The 15,332-nt window shown below is 68.8% G+C and carries 14 protein-coding genes; 5 read left to right on the top strand and 9 right to left on the bottom strand.

The genetic code is table 11. The features are described 5' to 3' along the window. Positions 1–19: 19 nt before the first annotated feature. The 3 genes from CFB52_RS21555 (at position 20) to CFB52_RS21565 (ending at position 2,206) form a co-directional block, all read left to right on the top strand. Positions 20–982 carry a zinc-binding alcohol dehydrogenase family protein gene (locus tag CFB52_RS21555; RefSeq protein WP_099317382.1) on the top strand — a complete coding sequence of 321 codons (963 nt, stop codon included), beginning with the start codon at positions 20–22 and terminating at the stop codon, positions 980–982. 184 nt (positions 983–1,166) lie between these two features. Continuing rightward, complete coding sequence (locus tag CFB52_RS21560) at positions 1,167–1,634, top strand: helix-turn-helix domain-containing protein (protein WP_059574579.1); 468 nt, start codon at positions 1,167–1,169, stop codon at positions 1,632–1,634. After that, on the top strand, positions 1,631–2,206 hold the full coding sequence (locus tag CFB52_RS21565; protein ID WP_059574577.1) for a PIN domain-containing protein: 576 nt from the start codon (positions 1,631–1,633) through the stop codon (positions 2,204–2,206). Before CFB52_RS21560 ends, CFB52_RS21565 begins: the two co-directional genes overlap by 4 nt. Before the next feature lie 171 nt (positions 2,207–2,377). Here the strand turns inward: CFB52_RS21565 and CFB52_RS21570 are convergent, their stop codons facing one another. From CFB52_RS21570 to CFB52_RS21585, 4 genes are all read right to left on the bottom strand, one after another. Next, positions 2,378–3,469 carry a porin gene (locus CFB52_RS21570; protein WP_099317383.1) on the bottom strand — a complete coding sequence of 364 codons (1,092 nt, stop codon included), beginning with the start codon at positions 3,467–3,469 and terminating at the stop codon, positions 2,378–2,380. 155 nt (positions 3,470–3,624) lie between these two features. Continuing rightward, on the bottom strand, positions 3,625–4,692 hold the full coding sequence (locus CFB52_RS21575; RefSeq protein WP_099317384.1) for an ABC transporter ATP-binding protein: 1,068 nt from the start codon (positions 4,690–4,692) through the stop codon (positions 3,625–3,627). Continuing rightward, positions 4,685–6,457, bottom strand: coding sequence for an iron ABC transporter permease (locus CFB52_RS21580; protein WP_059639381.1), 1,773 nt, complete (start codon positions 6,455–6,457; stop codon positions 4,685–4,687). Before CFB52_RS21580 ends, CFB52_RS21575 begins: the two co-directional genes overlap by 8 nt. A 100-nt stretch (positions 6,458–6,557) precedes the next feature. Then, positions 6,558–7,658, bottom strand: coding sequence for an ABC transporter substrate-binding protein (locus CFB52_RS21585; protein WP_099317385.1), 1,101 nt, complete (start codon positions 7,656–7,658; stop codon positions 6,558–6,560). 369 nt (positions 7,659–8,027) lie between these two features. Between CFB52_RS21585 and CFB52_RS21590 the strand changes: the two genes are divergently transcribed. After that, complete coding sequence (locus tag CFB52_RS21590) at positions 8,028–8,708, top strand: response regulator (RefSeq protein ID WP_099317386.1); 681 nt, start codon at positions 8,028–8,030, stop codon at positions 8,706–8,708. A 79-nt stretch (positions 8,709–8,787) separates the two neighbouring features. Further along, positions 8,788–10,209, top strand: a complete 1,422-nt coding sequence (locus CFB52_RS21595; RefSeq protein WP_099317902.1) for a sensor histidine kinase — start codon at positions 8,788–8,790, stop codon at positions 10,207–10,209. Between the two features lie 32 nt (positions 10,210–10,241). On the opposite strand, the gene CFB52_RS21600 is transcribed toward CFB52_RS21595, so the two are convergent. The 5 genes from CFB52_RS21600 to CFB52_RS21620 all read right to left on the bottom strand — a co-directional run bounded on the left by CFB52_RS21600 (position 10,242) and on the right by CFB52_RS21620 (position 15,329). Continuing rightward, entirely contained in the window at positions 10,242–11,108 is an 867-nt protein-coding gene (locus CFB52_RS21600; protein WP_099317387.1) for an MOSC domain-containing protein, read from the bottom strand. Positions 11,109–11,201: 93 nt separating this feature from the next. After that, the gene (locus CFB52_RS21605; RefSeq protein ID WP_053525091.1) at positions 11,202–12,155 is read right to left on the bottom strand and encodes an ABC transporter substrate-binding protein; all 954 of its coding nucleotides are present in this window, start codon (positions 12,153–12,155) and stop codon (positions 11,202–11,204) included. 32 nt (positions 12,156–12,187) lie between these two features. After that, positions 12,188–13,369, bottom strand: a complete 1,182-nt coding sequence (locus CFB52_RS21610; protein ID WP_099317388.1) for a cytochrome c — start codon at positions 13,367–13,369, stop codon at positions 12,188–12,190. Positions 13,370–13,419: 50 nt separating this feature from the next. Next, positions 13,420–14,241, bottom strand: coding sequence for an ABC transporter ATP-binding protein (locus tag CFB52_RS21615; protein ID WP_060311029.1), 822 nt, complete (start codon positions 14,239–14,241; stop codon positions 13,420–13,422). After that, the gene (locus tag CFB52_RS21620) at positions 14,235–15,329 is read right to left on the bottom strand and encodes an ABC transporter permease (protein ID WP_099317389.1); all 1,095 of its coding nucleotides are present in this window, start codon (positions 15,327–15,329) and stop codon (positions 14,235–14,237) included. The genes CFB52_RS21615 and CFB52_RS21620 overlap by 7 nt, the downstream gene beginning before the upstream one ends. Positions 15,330–15,332: the final 3 nt, after the last annotated feature.

Here is a 15,332-nt window from a genome sequence, read left to right on the forward strand (position 1 = left end):
CCAGATTGAAGGAACCACCATGAAAGCAGCAGTTGTTGAAGGCGCTGGACAGCGCCCGGTTTATACCGAATTCGAACCGCCGCGCGCGATGCCGGGCCACAGCCTGATCGACGTGACGGCGTCCGCGCTGAGCCGCATCGCACAGGGACGCGCGGCCGGCACGCATTACTCGTCGGACCGACGCTATCCGTTCGTCGTCGGTGTCGACGCCGTGGGGCGTCTCGACGACGGTCGGCGCGTCTACTTCTTCGGCGCCCCCGTGCCGTTCGGCGCGATGGCCGAACGCACGGTCGTGCCCGATACGCAGTGCGTGCCGCTGCCGGACACGCTTGACGATGTCACCGCCGCGGCGATCGCGATTCCGGGGATGTCGTCGTGGGCGGCGCTGACCGAACGCGCGCGGTTCGTCGCGGGCGAGACGGTGCTCGTCAACGGTGCAACGGGTACGTCCGGGCGGCTCGCGGTGCGAATCGCGAAGCATCTCGGTGCGGCGAAGGTGATCGCGACGGGGCGCAACGCGGCTGCGTTGCAGGCGTTGCTGAATGCCGGCGCGGACGCCGTGGTGTCGCTGCAGCAGGACGACGCGCATCTGGCGCGGGCGCTCGAACCGCATTTCCGTGAAGGCGTCGACGTCGTGCTCGATTATCTGTGGGGCGCCAGCGCGCAGACGCTGCTGGCGGCTGCCGCGAAGGGGACTCCCGGCGCTCGGCGGCTGCGTTTCGTGCAGATCGGTTCGATCGGCGGCGCGGACGTGTTGCTGCCTGGCGCCGTGCTGCGTGCGACCGCGATCGAATTGATGGGCAGCGGCCTGGGCAGCGTGTCGCTGCCTGGCTTGCTCGCATCGGTGCGCGGCGTATTCGAAGCGGCGGGGCCGGCGGGCCTGACGATCGACACGCGCACGGTGCCGCTGTCGGCTGTCGGCGAGCACTGGGGCGATACGAGCAGCGCCGTGCGTTGGGTGTTCACGATGCGTGGTGACTGAACGGCGACGAGCGGGCCGCGGTCGTCACTCTGTACGCGGAAGGACCAGAAGCCGGGTGACGGCGCGTATTGACTGATATCGAGGTTCGGCGGTCTTATAAGGGCTCTATCGATTTTCGTTTATTGCGATTTTCGTTTATTTCGAATAAGATGGCGCATTTGAGAACCCTGCTTGGGAGCGCGCGATGGCCCATACCTCGATGTCCGATACGATCTTGCCGGTGGAGCGCGAGGTGCAGGCGGCGGTCGAAGGACAGCGTGCGCTGGCGGCTTATCTGGCCACGCGAACGGAAATACAGCGCATCCAGATTTTCGATGACGAAAATCGCGCCCATCAGGTCGAGCTTCCGACTTCTGCACTGCGTCTGCTGGTCGACATCCTCGCGGAGCTTGCAGATGGCAATGCGGTCAAGGTCGTGCCCGTTCACGCGGAACTGACCACGCAGGAAGCAGCCGACCTGCTCAATGTGTCCCGTCCACACCTGATCAAGCTGCTCGAATCGAAGGCGCTGCCGTATCACAAGACCGGCAAGCATCGTCGTGTGCGCTTTTCCGATCTGATGCGTTACAAGACCGAACGCGATCGGGCGAGCGCCAATGCGATGGAAGAGTTGGGGCGGCAAGCGCAGGAATTCGGGATGGGCTACGAATGACGAGTTCGCCATTCACGGCGGTCTATGATGCCTGCGTGCTGTACCCGGCACCGTTGCGCGATTTCCTGATGTGGCTCGCATTGAGCGGGTGTTTCAGGGCTCGCTGGAGTGCCGATATCCATAACGAATGGAAACGGAACCTGTTGCGCAAGCGCCCGGACCTCGGCGCCGCACAACTCGACCGGACTGCGAGTCTGATGGATCGCGCGATACCTGATGCGCTGGTGACCGGGTACGAAGCGTTGATCGAGGGCCTGAGGCTGCCGGATGCCGATGATCGGCATGTACTGGCCGCCGCGATCCGCTGCAACGCCAGTGTGATCGTGACGTTCAACCAGAAGGACTTTCCCGACGCAGTGCTGTCGGCGTACGGGGTGGAGGCGCAGCATCCCGACGTGTTCGTCGACAATCTGTTCGATCTCGAGCCGGCTGCGGTTGTCGGCGCAGCACGGCGACAACGCGAAATGCTCAAGCATCCTCCGATGATGGTGGATCGCTACCTCGACATCCTGCAGCGGCAGGGGATGGTTCAGACCTGCAAGGCGCTCGAAGCTTACCGGGCGATTCTCTGAACGAGCCGCCATGGTGTTCGCGTGCTCAGCGAATCGCCGGCACGTTGCTCGCGCATCCGTTTCAACGTGTTTCTTCGGTCGCCCGTGCCGCGCCCCGACATGCGACGAAGCAGAGGGCGACGCGCCCGGAAACGCTCGCACCGTCCTCTGCCCGCCGTCATGTCGGAGCGGTCAGAACCGCTGCTGAATCCCCGCCGTGACCCCGACCTGCGTGGTGCCGTACCCATTGAAATCGCGCGACACGCCGACTTTCTGGTCGTGCTTCGCGATCGCGAACGCACCGGCTGCATACAGCACCGTGCGCTTCGACAGCGCGTACTGCGCACGCACCGACACCAGCGTCGGGTCGGCATCCGTGCCGCCCTTGATGTTCTGGTGGTAGACGGCCGCGATCAACGAGAACGTCGGCGTGAACTGGTACGACCCGCCGAGCCAATACATGTCGCTCAACTGGTTCGCGGCCGTGGTGTGATACGTGCGCCGATAGTTGCGATAGCCGGCCATCGTCTTCAGGTTACCGAAGTCGTAGCTCAGGCCCGCGTGGATGCCCTGGATATAGTTGACGGTATCGGCCGGCGTGACGCTGTCGGCCGCGCCGTTCTGCCGGTCGAACGTGACGACGGCCGCGAACGGCCCTGTCTCGTAACCGACCGCGAAATCGTATTTCGAGCTGGTCTTCACGCTGCCCGGCACGTTGCCGAAACCGTACAGCGCGCCGAACTTGAAGCCGCTGAATTCGCCGTCGTAGCGCACCGCGTTCGACGAGCGCGTGAACAGGCCGTCCTTGCGGCCGCCCGTCGCCATCGACGAGGTCGCCCACGAGTAGTTCTGCGCGTAGCCCATCGGGTCGAACGGCAGCATGTAGTCGTACGTGACGGTGAAGTTGCGGCCGAGCGACAGCTCGCCCCATTTGCCTTTCAGGCCGACCGTCGCGCGGCGCGCGAAGATCGAGTCGGGGCCGTCGTCGGACGCGCCATTCGCGAGATCGATGCCGCTTTCGAGGCGGAACACGGCTTTCAATCCGCCGCCGAGATCCTCGACGCCGCGCAAGCCCCAGCGCGACGTGTTCTTGTTGCCCGACTTCAGCTTGAACGCATTGCCGCCCTCCGGGGCCGCATGGTTCGTGTATTCGATGCCCGCGTCCATGATCCCGTATATCGTGACCGACGACTGCGCGTGCGCGGCCGGCGCGGCGAGACAGGCTGCCGCGGCCGAACTGGTGAGGACTGCTGTTCGAATAGAGCGTTCTGCGCGTGACTTCATTTTGACGGTGTCTCCTAGATTATTGTGGGCGGGTTGAAACAGAAAACGGGTACGCGGCGCGCCATCGGCGGACGCCGTGAAGCGTCCGCCGATGCGAGTCGCAAAGGGGCGGCTTGAAAGCCGGCGCGGCGGCACGCGAGCCGCCGCGATGCGGATCAGCCCGCTTTCGCGAACGCCCAGCAGTCGTTGGCCGGGAATTCGATCCAGTGCTTGCCGGCCGCGCGCGGCACGTGGCCGAACGCGCGCAGGCGCATCTCGCCGCAATGGAACAGGTATTCCCAGCGGTCGCCGAGATACATCGACGTGACGAGGTCGGCCTGCAGCCGGTTCGCGCCCGGGCCGTCGGCCACCTGCACGCGCTCGAGACGGATCACGGCCTGCGCGTCCTGGCCCGGCGCGAACGTGTCGCGGGCCAGCGCCTGCAACTCCCAGCCGTCGCCGGAAAGCGTCACGCGTTCGCCGTCGACGGCCGCGACGCGCGCGTCGATCCGGTTGTTGCTGCCCATGAATTCGGCGGTATACAGCGAGCGCGGCGCACCGTACAGCTCGGCCGGCGTGCCTTCCTGCTCGATGCGGCCGTTGCGCAGCAGCAGGATGCGATCGGACATCGCCATCGCTTCGGTCTGGTCGTGCGTCACGCACAGGGCCGACAGTCCGAGCGACACGATCAGCTCGCGCAGCCACGCACGCGCTTCCTCGCGCAGCTTCGCGTCGAGGTTCGACAGCGGCTCGTCGAGCAGGATCACCGGCGGGTTGTAGACGAGCGCACGGGCGATCGCGACGCGCTGCTGCTGGCCGCCCGACAGTTGATGCGGAAAGCGTTCGGCGAGATGGCCGAGGCCGAGCTGGTCGAGCGCGGCCTGCACGCGGTGTTTCTGTTCGGCAGGCGCCACGCGGCGCAGCTTGAGCCCGTAGCCGACGTTGTCGGCGACGGTGCGGTGCGGCCACAGCGCGTACGACTGGAACACGAGGCCGAGCGAGCGCTGCTCGACCGGCAGGTCGATGCGCCGCGCGCCGTCGAAGAACACGCGCTCGTCGAGCTGGATGCGGCCGTCGGACGGCTGTTCGAGGCCGGCCACCGCGCGCAGCAGTGTGGTCTTGCCGCTGCCCGACGCGCCGAGCAGGCACACGACTTCGCCGGCCTTCAGTTCGAACGACACGCCCTTGAGGATCGGGTTGGCGCCGTAGCTGAGGTGCAGATCGTCGACGATGAGCTTATCCATGAAGTTTCACTCCGAAGCGCAGGGCCACGCCGAGACCGGCGCCGACCATCGCGATGTTGATGACAGAGAGCGCGGCGACCTGGTCGACGGCGCCGGTCGCCCACAGCGACACGAGCAGCGCGCCGATCACTTCGGTGCCGGGCGACAGCAGGTAGACGGCGGTCGAGTATTCGCGCTCGAAGATCATGAAGATCAGCAGCCACGCGGCGAGCAGGCCGAAGCGCACGAGCGGCAGCGTGACGTCGAGCGACACGCGGCTGCGCGTCGCGCCGACGCTGCGGCCGGCTTCCTCGAGCTCGGGGCCGACCTGCAGCAGCGCGCTCTGGATGAGCCGCATCCCGTACGCGAGCCACACGACCGTGTACGCGATCCAGATGCTCCACATCGAGTTCTTCAGTTCGCGCAGGCCCGGCACGAACAGGAAGATCCACAGGAACGCGAGACCGGCGAGCAGGCCCGGCACCGCGCGCGGCAGCAGCACGAGGTAGTCGAGCAGCCTGGTCGCCCAGTCGGGGCGGCGGTGGCCGGCGAACGCGACGAGCGAGTAGAAGCCGATCGCGAGCGCGCCGCCGATCACGCCGATGCCGAGCGTGTTGACGATCGCGCGCACCAGGTTGTCCTGCTCGAACAGCTCGACGAAGTTCGCCAGCGTCAGCACTTCGGCGAGCGGCACGCCTTCGCCCCAGTTGGTGACGAACGCGCGCAGCACGATGCCCGAGATCGGCACGATCACGGTCAGCGCGAGCCACAGCGCGACGATCGCGAGCGCGACCCAGCGCCACACGCCGAGCGGCAGCACGGTCGCGCGGCCGGCCTTGCCCTTCACGGTGACGAAGCGATTCGCGGTCTTCAGCAGGCGGCGCTGCAGCAGCACGAGCGGGAAGGTGATCGCGACGATGCACACGGCGACCGCGGCCATCAGGTGATACGACGGCACGCCGAGCTTGTTGGTCAGCTTGTACAGGTAGGTCGCGAGCACGAGGTGGCCTTCCGGGTCGCCGAGCACGAGCGGCAGCCCGAACACCTCGAAGCCGAGGAAGAACACCAGCACGCCGGCGAACAGCAGCGCAGGCATCGTCATCGGCAGGCTCACGTCGAGCGCGACGCGGAACGGGCGGGCGCCCGCCACGCGCGCGGCTTCCTCGACGTCCGAGCCGAGGTTGCGCAGCGCAGCCGACGAATACAGGTACACGTGCGGCACGTGCGTGAGGCCGACGATCACCGTGATCGCGAAGATCGAATACACGTTCCAGGGCACGCTCTGCACCCCGAACAGCTCCTTGAACCACACCGAATAGAAGCCGACCGGGCCGGCCGCGACCACGTAGCCGAACGCGAGCACCATCGGCGACACGAACACCGGCGTGAGCAGCAGCGGTTCGAGCCAGCGGCGGCCGGGCAGGTCGGTGCGCACCATCAGGAACGCGAGGATGCCGCCGAGCGGGATCGAGATGAACAGCATCCCGCCGGCGATGATGAACGAGTTCTTCACGGCCGACCAGAAATCGGGATCGCTGAAGATGAAGCGGAAGCCTTCGACGCCGAGCGTCTTGTTCGCGTCGAAGAACGGCGCGGACAGCAGGCTCTGGAACAGGATGAAGCCGAGCGGCAGCGCGACCGCGACGGTCAGTACCGCGACGACGATCCAGCGCAGCATGCCGGCGAGCGGCTGCAGGCTGCTGACCGGCAGCGCGGGAATCGCGTCGCGCGGGCCGGTGGCGGGCGGAACGGCCGGTGCCGTGCCGCGTGTGCTGGTGGAAAGCATGAGTTCGCCCCTGCGGCCATCCGGATGGCCGCCTCAAGGAAGTCGGTAAGGGGAAGGAGCCGCCCGCGCGCCGTGCGGCGGGCGGCCCGGCGTCAGCGGCTCAGCGCTTGATCGCCTGCTGCCATTGCTTCAGGAACGCGAGGCGCTTCGACTGGTCGAGATAGACGAGCAGGCCGGTGCCGATCTGGATCGGCTTGAGCGAATCGCCGAGTTCCTTCGTGAGGCTCGCGGCCGACGTTTCGCCGGTCACGTCCGCGCGGATCGCGTACAGGTTCGCCTGGTTCGCGATCAGCGTCTGGCCGCGCTTCGACAGCAGGTAGTCGACCCACAGCTTCGCGGCGTTCGGGTTCTTCGCCTTCTTCGACACGGTGGCGAGGCGGCTCACGACCTGCGTGTAGTCCTTCGGAAACACGTAGCCGATCGACTTGTCCTTCTTTGCCTTCGCGTACGCATACGAACCGATGATGTTGTAGCCGATCAGGTTCTCGCCCGACGAGATGCGCTCCATCATCGCGCCCGTGCTCGACTGCAGCTTCGGGCCGGTCGCGCCGATCGCCTTCACGAGTTCCCACGTGACCTTCTCGTTCACGTGCGCGTCCTGGGTCAGGTAGTTGAAGCCGACGCCCGATTTCTCGATGTCGTAGGTCGTGACCTTGCCCTTGAACTTGTCGGCCTGCGTGGTGAGCAGCTTGATCAGGTCGGCGCGGGTTTTCGGCACCTCGTTCTCGGGGATCAGCCGCTTGTTGTAGACGATCGCGAGCGGCTCGAACGTCGTGCCGTACGCCTGCTTCTGGTACTGCGCCCATTGCGGCACGTTCGGGCTTTCGGGCGAATCGTACGTCGCCATCAGGCCGTCGTTGACGAGCTTGACCTGCAGGTCCATCGCCGAGCTCCACAGCACGTCGGCGCTGGTGCTGCTCGCCGCGTTCTCGCTTATGTAGCGGTTGTACAGCTCGGTGCTGTTCATGTCGTTGTACTCGACCTTCACGCCGTACAGGCTTTCGAAGTCCTTGATCAGCGGACGCACGAGGCCCGTGTCGGTCGTCGAGTAGACGATCAGCTTGCCTTCCTTCTTCGCGGCGTCGATCACGCCCTGGTAGTTCCCCGGGTAGCCGGCCGGAACCTGCGCGGCGGCGCCGCCGGCGGCAGTGCCCAGGACGACCGCCAGCGCGGCGGCGAGGTGCTTCGGTGCAAACGGCATGTCTTCCTCCAGTGATGCGTCGATGTTGTTCGAATGACGCGGATGTTACGGGCGGGGCACTTTCAGCCCGCTTTCATTTCCGTTCGCGATTGCGCCGTTCGCGTCATGGATTTCCCGGGGGCGACGCGGGTTTCGCGGCGCAACAGGGGGACGCGACGCGGGGTGACCGGCTACGCGGGCGCGGCCACCAGTTGCCCGAGGACTTGGCCACCATGCCGCGCGTACGCGGCCGTTCGCGCCGCATACCCGACGCCGCCGCCGACGACGCGGCCCGTTCGCGGCACCCGCGCAACCCGTGTTTGCGCGAGGCGTGGAGACGGAAAGGATCATGTAATGTAGCGGGCTGTCGCTGACCTTACCGGAATCCCCATGCGTGTGCTGCTCGTCGAAGACAACCCGAACCTGGCCCAGTCGCTGAGCGATGCGCTGAGCGCCGCGCGCTTCGCGGTCGATCACATGGCCGACGGCGAGGCGGCGGACCACGTGCTGCGCACGCAGGATTACGCGTTGGTGATCCTCGATCTCGGGCTGCCGAAGCTCGACGGGCTGGAGGTGCTGCGGCGGCTGCGCGCGCGCCGCAATCCGGTGCCGGTGTTGATCCTCACCGCGCACGGTTCGGTCGAGGACCGCGTGAAGGGGCTCGATCTCGGCGCCGACGACTATCTCGCGAAACCGTTCGAGCTGACCGAACTCGAGGCGCGCGCCCGCGCGCTGATCCGCCGCAGCCTCGGCCACGAGCATTCGCGGGTCGAATGCGGGCCGCTTTCGTATGACAGTATCGATCGCAGCTTCCATCTCGCGGGCGAGCCGCTGTCGCTCACGCCGCGCGAGCGCTCGGTGCTCGAGGTGCTGATCCTGCGCAACGGCCGCGCGATCAACAAGGACACGCTGTCGGAGAAGATCTTCGGGCTCGACGAGTCGGTCAACGCCGATGCGATCGAGATCTACGTATACCGGCTGCGCAAGAAGCTGGAGAACACCGGCGTCGCGATCGTCACGCTGCGCGGGCTCGGCTATCTGCTCGAAGCAAAGGCTGGGACGGTCGAATGAGCGCCCGTCGCGCTCGCTCGTGCTCGCCGGCGGCCGACGCGGCGCCTGCGATCGTTGGCGCGGCCCGGCCGAACGCATGATGGCCCGCCCGAACCTGCGCGCGCAGGTCGCGCTGTGGCTGCTGCTGCCGCTGCTCGGCCTGCTCGCGCTCGACTCGTGGCTCACGTACCAGCGCGCGATGAGCGCCGCGCACGTCGCGTTCGACCGCACGCTGTCGTCGTCGCTGAAGTCGATCCGCGAAGGCGTGCGGCTCAACGACGGCGAGATCGAGGTCGACCTTCCGTATCTCGCGCTCGAAATGCTCGAGTCGAGCGACGGCGGCAAGATCTACTACCTGATCCGCGAGGACAACGGCCGCACGGTCACCGGCTATCCGGACCTGCCGCTGCCGCGCGGGCGCGACGCGGGCGACGGCGCGCTGTTCGTCACGCGCTACTACGACGTCGTGTATCGCGGCGAACAACTGCGGATGGCCGCGCTGCGCATCCCGGTGCACGACGTGCCGACCGCGCAGTCGCGCATCGTGTGGGTGATGGTCGGCGAGACGATCGAGGCGCGCCAGGCGCTCGCGCGCGAAATCCTGATCGGGTCGCTGCTGCAGGAAGGGCTGCTCGTCGTGCTGGCGCTCGGGATCGTGTGGCTCGGCGTCGGGCGCGGGCTGCGGCCGCTGAACCGGCTGTCGGCGACCGTCGCCGCGCGCAGCGAGGACGACACGACGCCGCTCGACACGGGCGCGATGCCGAGCGAACTCGCGCCGCTCGTCGATTCGATCAACCAGTACATCGGCCGCACGCAGCGGATGCAGGTGGCGCGGCGCCGCTTCTTCGCCGATGCGGCCCATCAGTTGAAGACGCCGCTCGCGGCGGTGCAGGCGGGCGTCGAGCTCGCGCTGCGGCCCGACGAGCAGCCGCGCATGAACGTGCACCTGCGGCGCGCGAACGGCGCGGTGCGGCAGGCCGCGAAGATCGTCCAGCAATTGCTGTCGCTGTCGCGGCTCGATTCGGACAGCGGTCATGCGGTCGCGCACAAGCCGGTTGCGCTGCACCGGCTCGCACGCAGCGTGACGCTCGACTGGTCGCCCGTCGCACGCGCGCGCGACATCGATCTTGGCTTCGAGCACGAGGCAGACGTCGACGTGCTCGGGCAGTCCGACCTGCTCGGCGAGATGATCGGCAACCTGATCGACAACGCGATCCGTTATGCGGGCGACCATGCGGTGATCACGGTGCGTGTCTCGCGCGACGGCGAAGCGGCGCGGCTCGACGTGATCGACGACGGGCCGGGCATTCCGGCCGACGAACGCGACGCGGTGTTCGAGCGTTTCCATCGCGGCAGCAAGACGCAGACGGTCGAAGGCACCGGGCTCGGGCTGTCGATCGTGCGGGAAATCGCGCGCGTGCATCAGGGGAGCGTGACGCTGGCCGATGCGGCCGGCGGCGGGCTGATCGTGACGATCCGGCTGCCGGCGGCGGTGAACGACGCGATGCCGCGCGCCGTATGACGGCGCGCGTAGTAGCGGGCCGCGCTGTCGGCTCAATCGCCGAACCCGATCTCCGCTTCGACCGGCTGCCCGACTTCGAGCCACGCGCCGGCGCCTTCGACGACGATCGCATTGATGCCGAACGTCAGCGCGCCGTCGTAGTTCGGGTTCGCGCGATAGGTCTGCATCGTGTCGGTCGGCTCGTGCGGCCATGCCGGGTCCGGCGTGCCGGTTGCCTGGTCGATCGTCGGCACCGGGCAGCGCGTGCACAGCTTGACGAGCCGCAGCCGCACCGGCGTGTCGCCGCCGGCGTCGAGATGCTCGACGAAATCCTCTTCGTACGCATCGAGATCCGACACGACGATGTTTGGCCGGAAGCGGTTCATCGGGATCGCCGGCGCGCCCTTCGCGGCAAGCCGCGCGTTCAGGTCGTCTAGCGACGACTGGCCGATCACCAGCAGCGGATAACCGTCGGCGAACTGCGTATGCGTATCGATGTCGCCGGTCCATTTGCGGTTGCAGCCGCGGCGCGCGTCGGGGCCGAAGCGCGCGAGCTTCGTCGGCGCGCCGAGAAATGCGGTGAGCCACGCGGCCGTTTCGGCGCCCGTGTCGATCGCGTCGACGGTGTCGCGCCACACGGTCGCGGCCATCTTCGGCGTCGCGGGCGTCGCGTCGCCGTCGAGCGGCGTGCGGATCTCCGGCATGCCCGGCGCGTTCAGCACGAGCGCATCGCGGTCGAGCGTCGGGTGGATCAGCGCGAGGCGCGGGTGCGTGCGCTGCGTGAGCATCTGTCCGTGCGGATCGGTGATCAGCCAGTGACGGTCGTACGCGAGGCCCGTTTCGAGCAGTTGCGCGCGCGACAGCGCGATGCCGGCGCAGGATTTGATCGGGTAGACGAAGAGTTCGGCGATGGCTGGCATGACGTGACGCTGGCTGGAGGCGGGATGATCGAATCGCGATTGTGCCAGATCATGCGTGAGCCGTTCGGGCGGTCGTGCGCCGCCACGCGTTCCTCAGGCGAGCGGGAAGCCGGTGTCGAAGGTCGTGCGCACGTCGAGCGGCTGGCGCAGCAGCCCGGCCTTCAGGTAGAAGTCGGCCGTGCGCTGCTGTTCGGCGATCACCGCTGCGTCGATCGGCTGCCAGCGCGTGCCGCGGCGCTCGAACTGCAGCTTCGCGGCGGCCGGTGGAATGCCGATGATGCGTGCGAGCGCCGCCGAATACGCGTCGACGTGCCGGTACGACCAGGCCTGCGCGCGCACGACGCGCCGCAGGAAATCGTGCAGCACGTCGCGCTTCGATGCGATCGCCGCGTCGGTCGCCGCGAGATAGCTGAGGCCCGACCACAGCCCGCGGCCGTTGACGAGCACGCGCGCGCGGCCGCTCGTTTCGGCGAGCGCGGTGTAGGGCTCCCAGGTCGCCCACGCGTCGATCGAACCGGTGGCGAGCGCCAGCATCGTGTCGGCCGGCGGCAGGAAGCGGAACGACACCGCATCGGGCGGCAGGCCGGCCGCATCGAGCGCCTTCAGCGTGACGAAATGGCCGATCGAGCCGCGGGTCGTGCCGATGCGCTTGCCTTTCAGGTCGGCCGCGCCTTTCAGCGCGGCGTCGGGTTGCACGAGCACGGCCGTGCCGTATGGATCGGAACGGTTCGCGCCGATCACCTTGATGCGGGCGCCCGAGGCGAGCGCGAAGATCACCGGCGCGTCGCCGATCGGCCCGCAGTCGACGGCGGCCGCGTTCAGCGCTTCCGCGAGCGGCGCGGCGGCCGGGAATTCGGTCCACGCGATGTCGTACGCGAGGCCGTTCAGTTCGCCGGCCGCTTCGAGCAGCGCGCGCAGCCCGCCTTTCTGATCGCCGGCGCGCAGCAGCGGGCGGGCGCCCGACTGCGCGCGCACGGCGGCCGGCGCGGCGGCGATCGTGGCAAGGGCGCTCGCCTGCGCGAGGAAATGGCGTCGGGTCGGATTCATCGTGAAGTTCGGTTCAAGAAAGGTTCAGGGATTCAATGCGGAAGCCCGGCCTGTACGTCGCGCACGGGTTCCTGATCGACGCGCAGCAGCAGCGCGGTCAGTGCGTCGCCGCTCGTGGCGCGCGCGGCCGGGCGGGCCACCGCGTCCGAGCGGCACAGCAGGTCGGCATCCGACCAGCCGGCGCTGCCCGGCAATGCGCGCGCCCGCAGCCAGCCGCGCCGATCGGCGAGCAGTTGCGTGCCGCCGAGCGCATCGGGCGCGACGCCGGCGATCGTCGCGAACGCGAGCCACGCATCGGCGGTCGTCGCGACGCAGTTCGCACGCGGGCCGGCTGACGGCGGCACGGGCACGCCGCGTTCGGTAACGAGCAAGGTTTGCCAGCGCGCGTCTTCCTGCGGTGGTGTCGCGCCGGCCGCGAGCGCGACGACGCGCACGCGCTGGCCTTCGCGCCAGCGCTCGAGCGCCTGGGGCGCGGCGTCGCCGCAGCGCACGTCGAGGGCCGGCAGCGGGACGGGCACCGGCCACGCGCCTTCCGCCTGTGCGCTGCTGCCGGCGGCCAGCGCTTTCAGGTAATCGAGCACGGCCCATGTGTCCTGCGGGCCGAGCGTCGCCGCGAAGCCGGGCATCGTCGACGCACCGTGCTCGTCCCGCGTGCCGTGGCGCACGCGCCAGAACAGTTCGCCGTCGAGGCGGCGCGCGAGCAGCGCGCCGGCGAAGGTCGGCGGCCAGTGCGCGAGCGTGGCCGCGAGCGGGCCTTCCCCGCGTCCGTCCGCGCCGTGGCAGGCCGCGCAATGTTGCGCATACAGGTGCGCACCGCGCATCACGTTCGACACGGAAAACGGCGTGGGGTCGCTCTGGAAGCTCGTCGGCACGGCTGGCGCGAGCCACAGCGAAGCGGGCGGCCACGGCGCGAACCACGCGACGGCCAGCGCGGCGATGGCCGTCGCGACACGCCACTTGCGCGAAGCCAGCGCGGCGCAGGCGAGCCCGACGGCCAGCGCCGTCAACGTACACGCGAACGCGAGTTGCCGCGTGAGCCCCGCGTCGATGCGCAGCGTTTCAAGCGCGATGCGGTGTGCCCACGGCCACGCGGCCTGGCCGTCGGCGTCGCCGGTCAGGCCGATCGCGTGCAACCCATGCGCCAACGCGATTTGCGCGCGATACAGCAGTTGCAGGAACGCGATGGCCCAGTCGGCGAACGGCGGCGCGTTCATCGCGCGCGCCTCCGGCGGGCCGCATTCGAACGTCGAACGGCGCCCGGCATCTACCAGCTCGCATCGAGCCCGAGATGCCGCAGCGCGTCGTGGCGCAATTCGGCGAGGCGCGGGTCGCCGCGATGGCGCGGGTAGGGCAGGTCGACGCGCAGTTCGGCGACGATCCGTGCCGGGCGCGGCCCGAACACGATCACGCGCTGCGCGAGAAACAGCGCTTCTTCCACGTCGTGCGTGACGAGCAGCGCGGAGAAGCCGTCGCGTTGCCACAGCGCGGTCAGCTCGGCCTGCATCGTGAGCCGCGTCAGCGAATCGAGCTTGCCGAGCGGTTCGTCGAGAATCAGCAGGCGCGGGTCGTTGACGAGCGCGCGGGCGAGCGCGACGCGCTGCGCCATCCCGCCGGACAACTGATGCGGAAACACGTTCGCGAAGTCCTCCAGCCCGACGCGCGCGAGGGCATCGTCGACGCGATGCTGCGCGGTACGCGCCACGCCGCGTGCTTCGAGGCCGAGCGCGACGTTCGCGCGCACGCGCCGCCACGGGTACAGCGTCGGGTCCTGGAACACGACGATGCGCGACGGATCGGGGCGCTCGATCGGCACGCCGTCCTGCGCGATTCGGCCTTGCTTGGCGGCGTCGAGCCCCGCGACGAGGCGCAGCAGCGTCGATTTCCCGCAGCCGCTCGGGCCGAGCAGCGCGACGAATTCGCCGGCCGCGACCGACAGCGACACGTCGTCGAGCACCGGCAGCGCGCCGCCGGGGCCGTCGAACGCGTGGCTCACGCGGCGGATGTCGATGCGTGCGCCTCGCGGCGGCGCGACGGCGGGCGCCGCAGCAGTGGCGGCGGACGGTTCGAGTACGGCGGCGCTTACCATTTGACGGTTCCTTTCTGCCAGGCGAGCACGCGGTCGCGCACCGCGAACAGCAGCGCGATCAACCCGGAAAACAGCAGCGCCATCACGATCAGCGCCGCATACATGTTCACGTACGACGCCCAGCCCTGCGCCCAGCTCAAATACCAGCCGAGCCCCGACTTGACGCCCATCATCTCGGCGACGACCAGCACCGTGAACGACGCGCTCAGCCCCATGAAGACGCCGACGAACACGTGCGGCAGCGCGGCCGGAATCGCGACGCGCAGCACGAGGAAGCGCGCGTTCGCGCCGAGCGTGCGCGCGACGTCGTAGTACTGCTTGTTCACGCTCGCGACGCCCGACCACGTCAGCACGGCGACCGGGAAGCCGGTCGACAGCGCGATCAGGAACGCGGCCGCTGAATAGCTCGACGGGAAGAAGTAGAACGTCAGCGGCAGCAGCGCGGTGGCCGGCACGGGCCCAAGCACGCGCAGCACCGGATGCACCCAGTAGCCGATGCGGCGCGACCAGCCGATCGACACGCCGACCGCGAAGCCGACCGTGACGCCGTACGCGAAGCCGAGCGCGAGCAGCTTCAGCGTGTTGCCGGCGCTGCCGGCGAGGCGCGGCCAGTCGTCGACGTAGACCTCGATCAGCGCCTGCGGCGGCGCGAAGAACGGCGTCGGCAGCCAGCCGGTTTTGGCGGTGACGATTTCCCACGCGGCGAGCACGAGCGGCAGCGCGACGAGCCACGGGCCGGCCGGGCGAACGCGTGCGAGCCGCGTGCGGGTCGCGGGAACGCGATGGCCGAGCGTCGCGGCGACGAGCAGCAGCGCGGCGATCGTCCACGCGGCCGTGCCGAACGTGTCGGTGTACGCCCAGTCGCTGAAGCCGACGATCCGGTTCGGCCACAGGTGCGTCAGCGCGCCGAGCGCGGCCCACGCGAATGCGGCGGCGATGCCGGTCGGCCAGGTGCGCGCGCGCCGGGCTTCCGCGGCCAGCGTGGCGTCGCAGGTCGTGCAGGCCGCTCGCGCGGAAGTTTCAGCGTTGGCGGCGCCGGCCGGAGCCGATGCGGCGCGTGCGGCGGACGCATGTTCGATCGTCGACATCGC

The sequence above is a fragment of the Burkholderia sp. AU18528 genome, assembly GCF_002223215.2.
GTDB classification, from domain to species: Bacteria; Pseudomonadota; Gammaproteobacteria; order Burkholderiales; family Burkholderiaceae; genus Burkholderia; species Burkholderia semiarida.

What these genes read in the sequence shown, in the direction of transcription:
- CFB52_RS21555 (WP_099317382.1), top strand. Translation starts at nt 20, where the DNA reads ATGAAAGCAGCAGTTGTTGAAGGCGCTGGACAGCGCCCGGTTTATACC.
- CFB52_RS21560 (WP_059574579.1), top strand. Translation starts at nt 1,167, where the DNA reads ATGGCCCATACCTCGATGTCCGATACGATCTTGCCGGTGGAGCGCGAG.
- CFB52_RS21565 (WP_059574577.1), top strand. Translation starts at nt 1,631, where the DNA reads ATGACGAGTTCGCCATTCACGGCGGTCTATGATGCCTGCGTGCTGTAC.
- CFB52_RS21570 (WP_099317383.1), bottom strand. Translation starts at nt 3,469, where the DNA reads ATGAAGTCACGCGCAGAACGCTCTATTCGAACAGCAGTCCTCACCAGT.
- CFB52_RS21575 (WP_099317384.1), bottom strand. Translation starts at nt 4,692, where the DNA reads ATGGATAAGCTCATCGTCGACGATCTGCACCTCAGCTACGGCGCCAAC.
- CFB52_RS21580 (WP_059639381.1), bottom strand. Translation starts at nt 6,457, where the DNA reads ATGCTTTCCACCAGCACACGCGGCACGGCACCGGCCGTTCCGCCCGCC.
- CFB52_RS21585 (WP_099317385.1), bottom strand. Translation starts at nt 7,658, where the DNA reads ATGCCGTTTGCACCGAAGCACCTCGCCGCCGCGCTGGCGGTCGTCCTG.
- CFB52_RS21590 (WP_099317386.1), top strand. Translation starts at nt 8,028, where the DNA reads ATGCGTGTGCTGCTCGTCGAAGACAACCCGAACCTGGCCCAGTCGCTG.
- CFB52_RS21595 (WP_099317902.1), top strand. Translation starts at nt 8,788, where the DNA reads ATGGCCCGCCCGAACCTGCGCGCGCAGGTCGCGCTGTGGCTGCTGCTG.
- CFB52_RS21600 (WP_099317387.1), bottom strand. Translation starts at nt 11,108, where the DNA reads ATGCCAGCCATCGCCGAACTCTTCGTCTACCCGATCAAATCCTGCGCC.
- CFB52_RS21605 (WP_053525091.1), bottom strand. Translation starts at nt 12,155, where the DNA reads ATGAATCCGACCCGACGCCATTTCCTCGCGCAGGCGAGCGCCCTTGCC.
- CFB52_RS21610 (WP_099317388.1), bottom strand. Translation starts at nt 13,369, where the DNA reads ATGAACGCGCCGCCGTTCGCCGACTGGGCCATCGCGTTCCTGCAACTG.
- CFB52_RS21615 (WP_060311029.1), bottom strand. Translation starts at nt 14,241, where the DNA reads ATGGTAAGCGCCGCCGTACTCGAACCGTCCGCCGCCACTGCTGCGGCG.
- CFB52_RS21620 (WP_099317389.1), bottom strand. Translation starts at nt 15,329, where the DNA reads ATGTCGACGATCGAACATGCGTCCGCCGCACGCGCCGCATCGGCTCCG.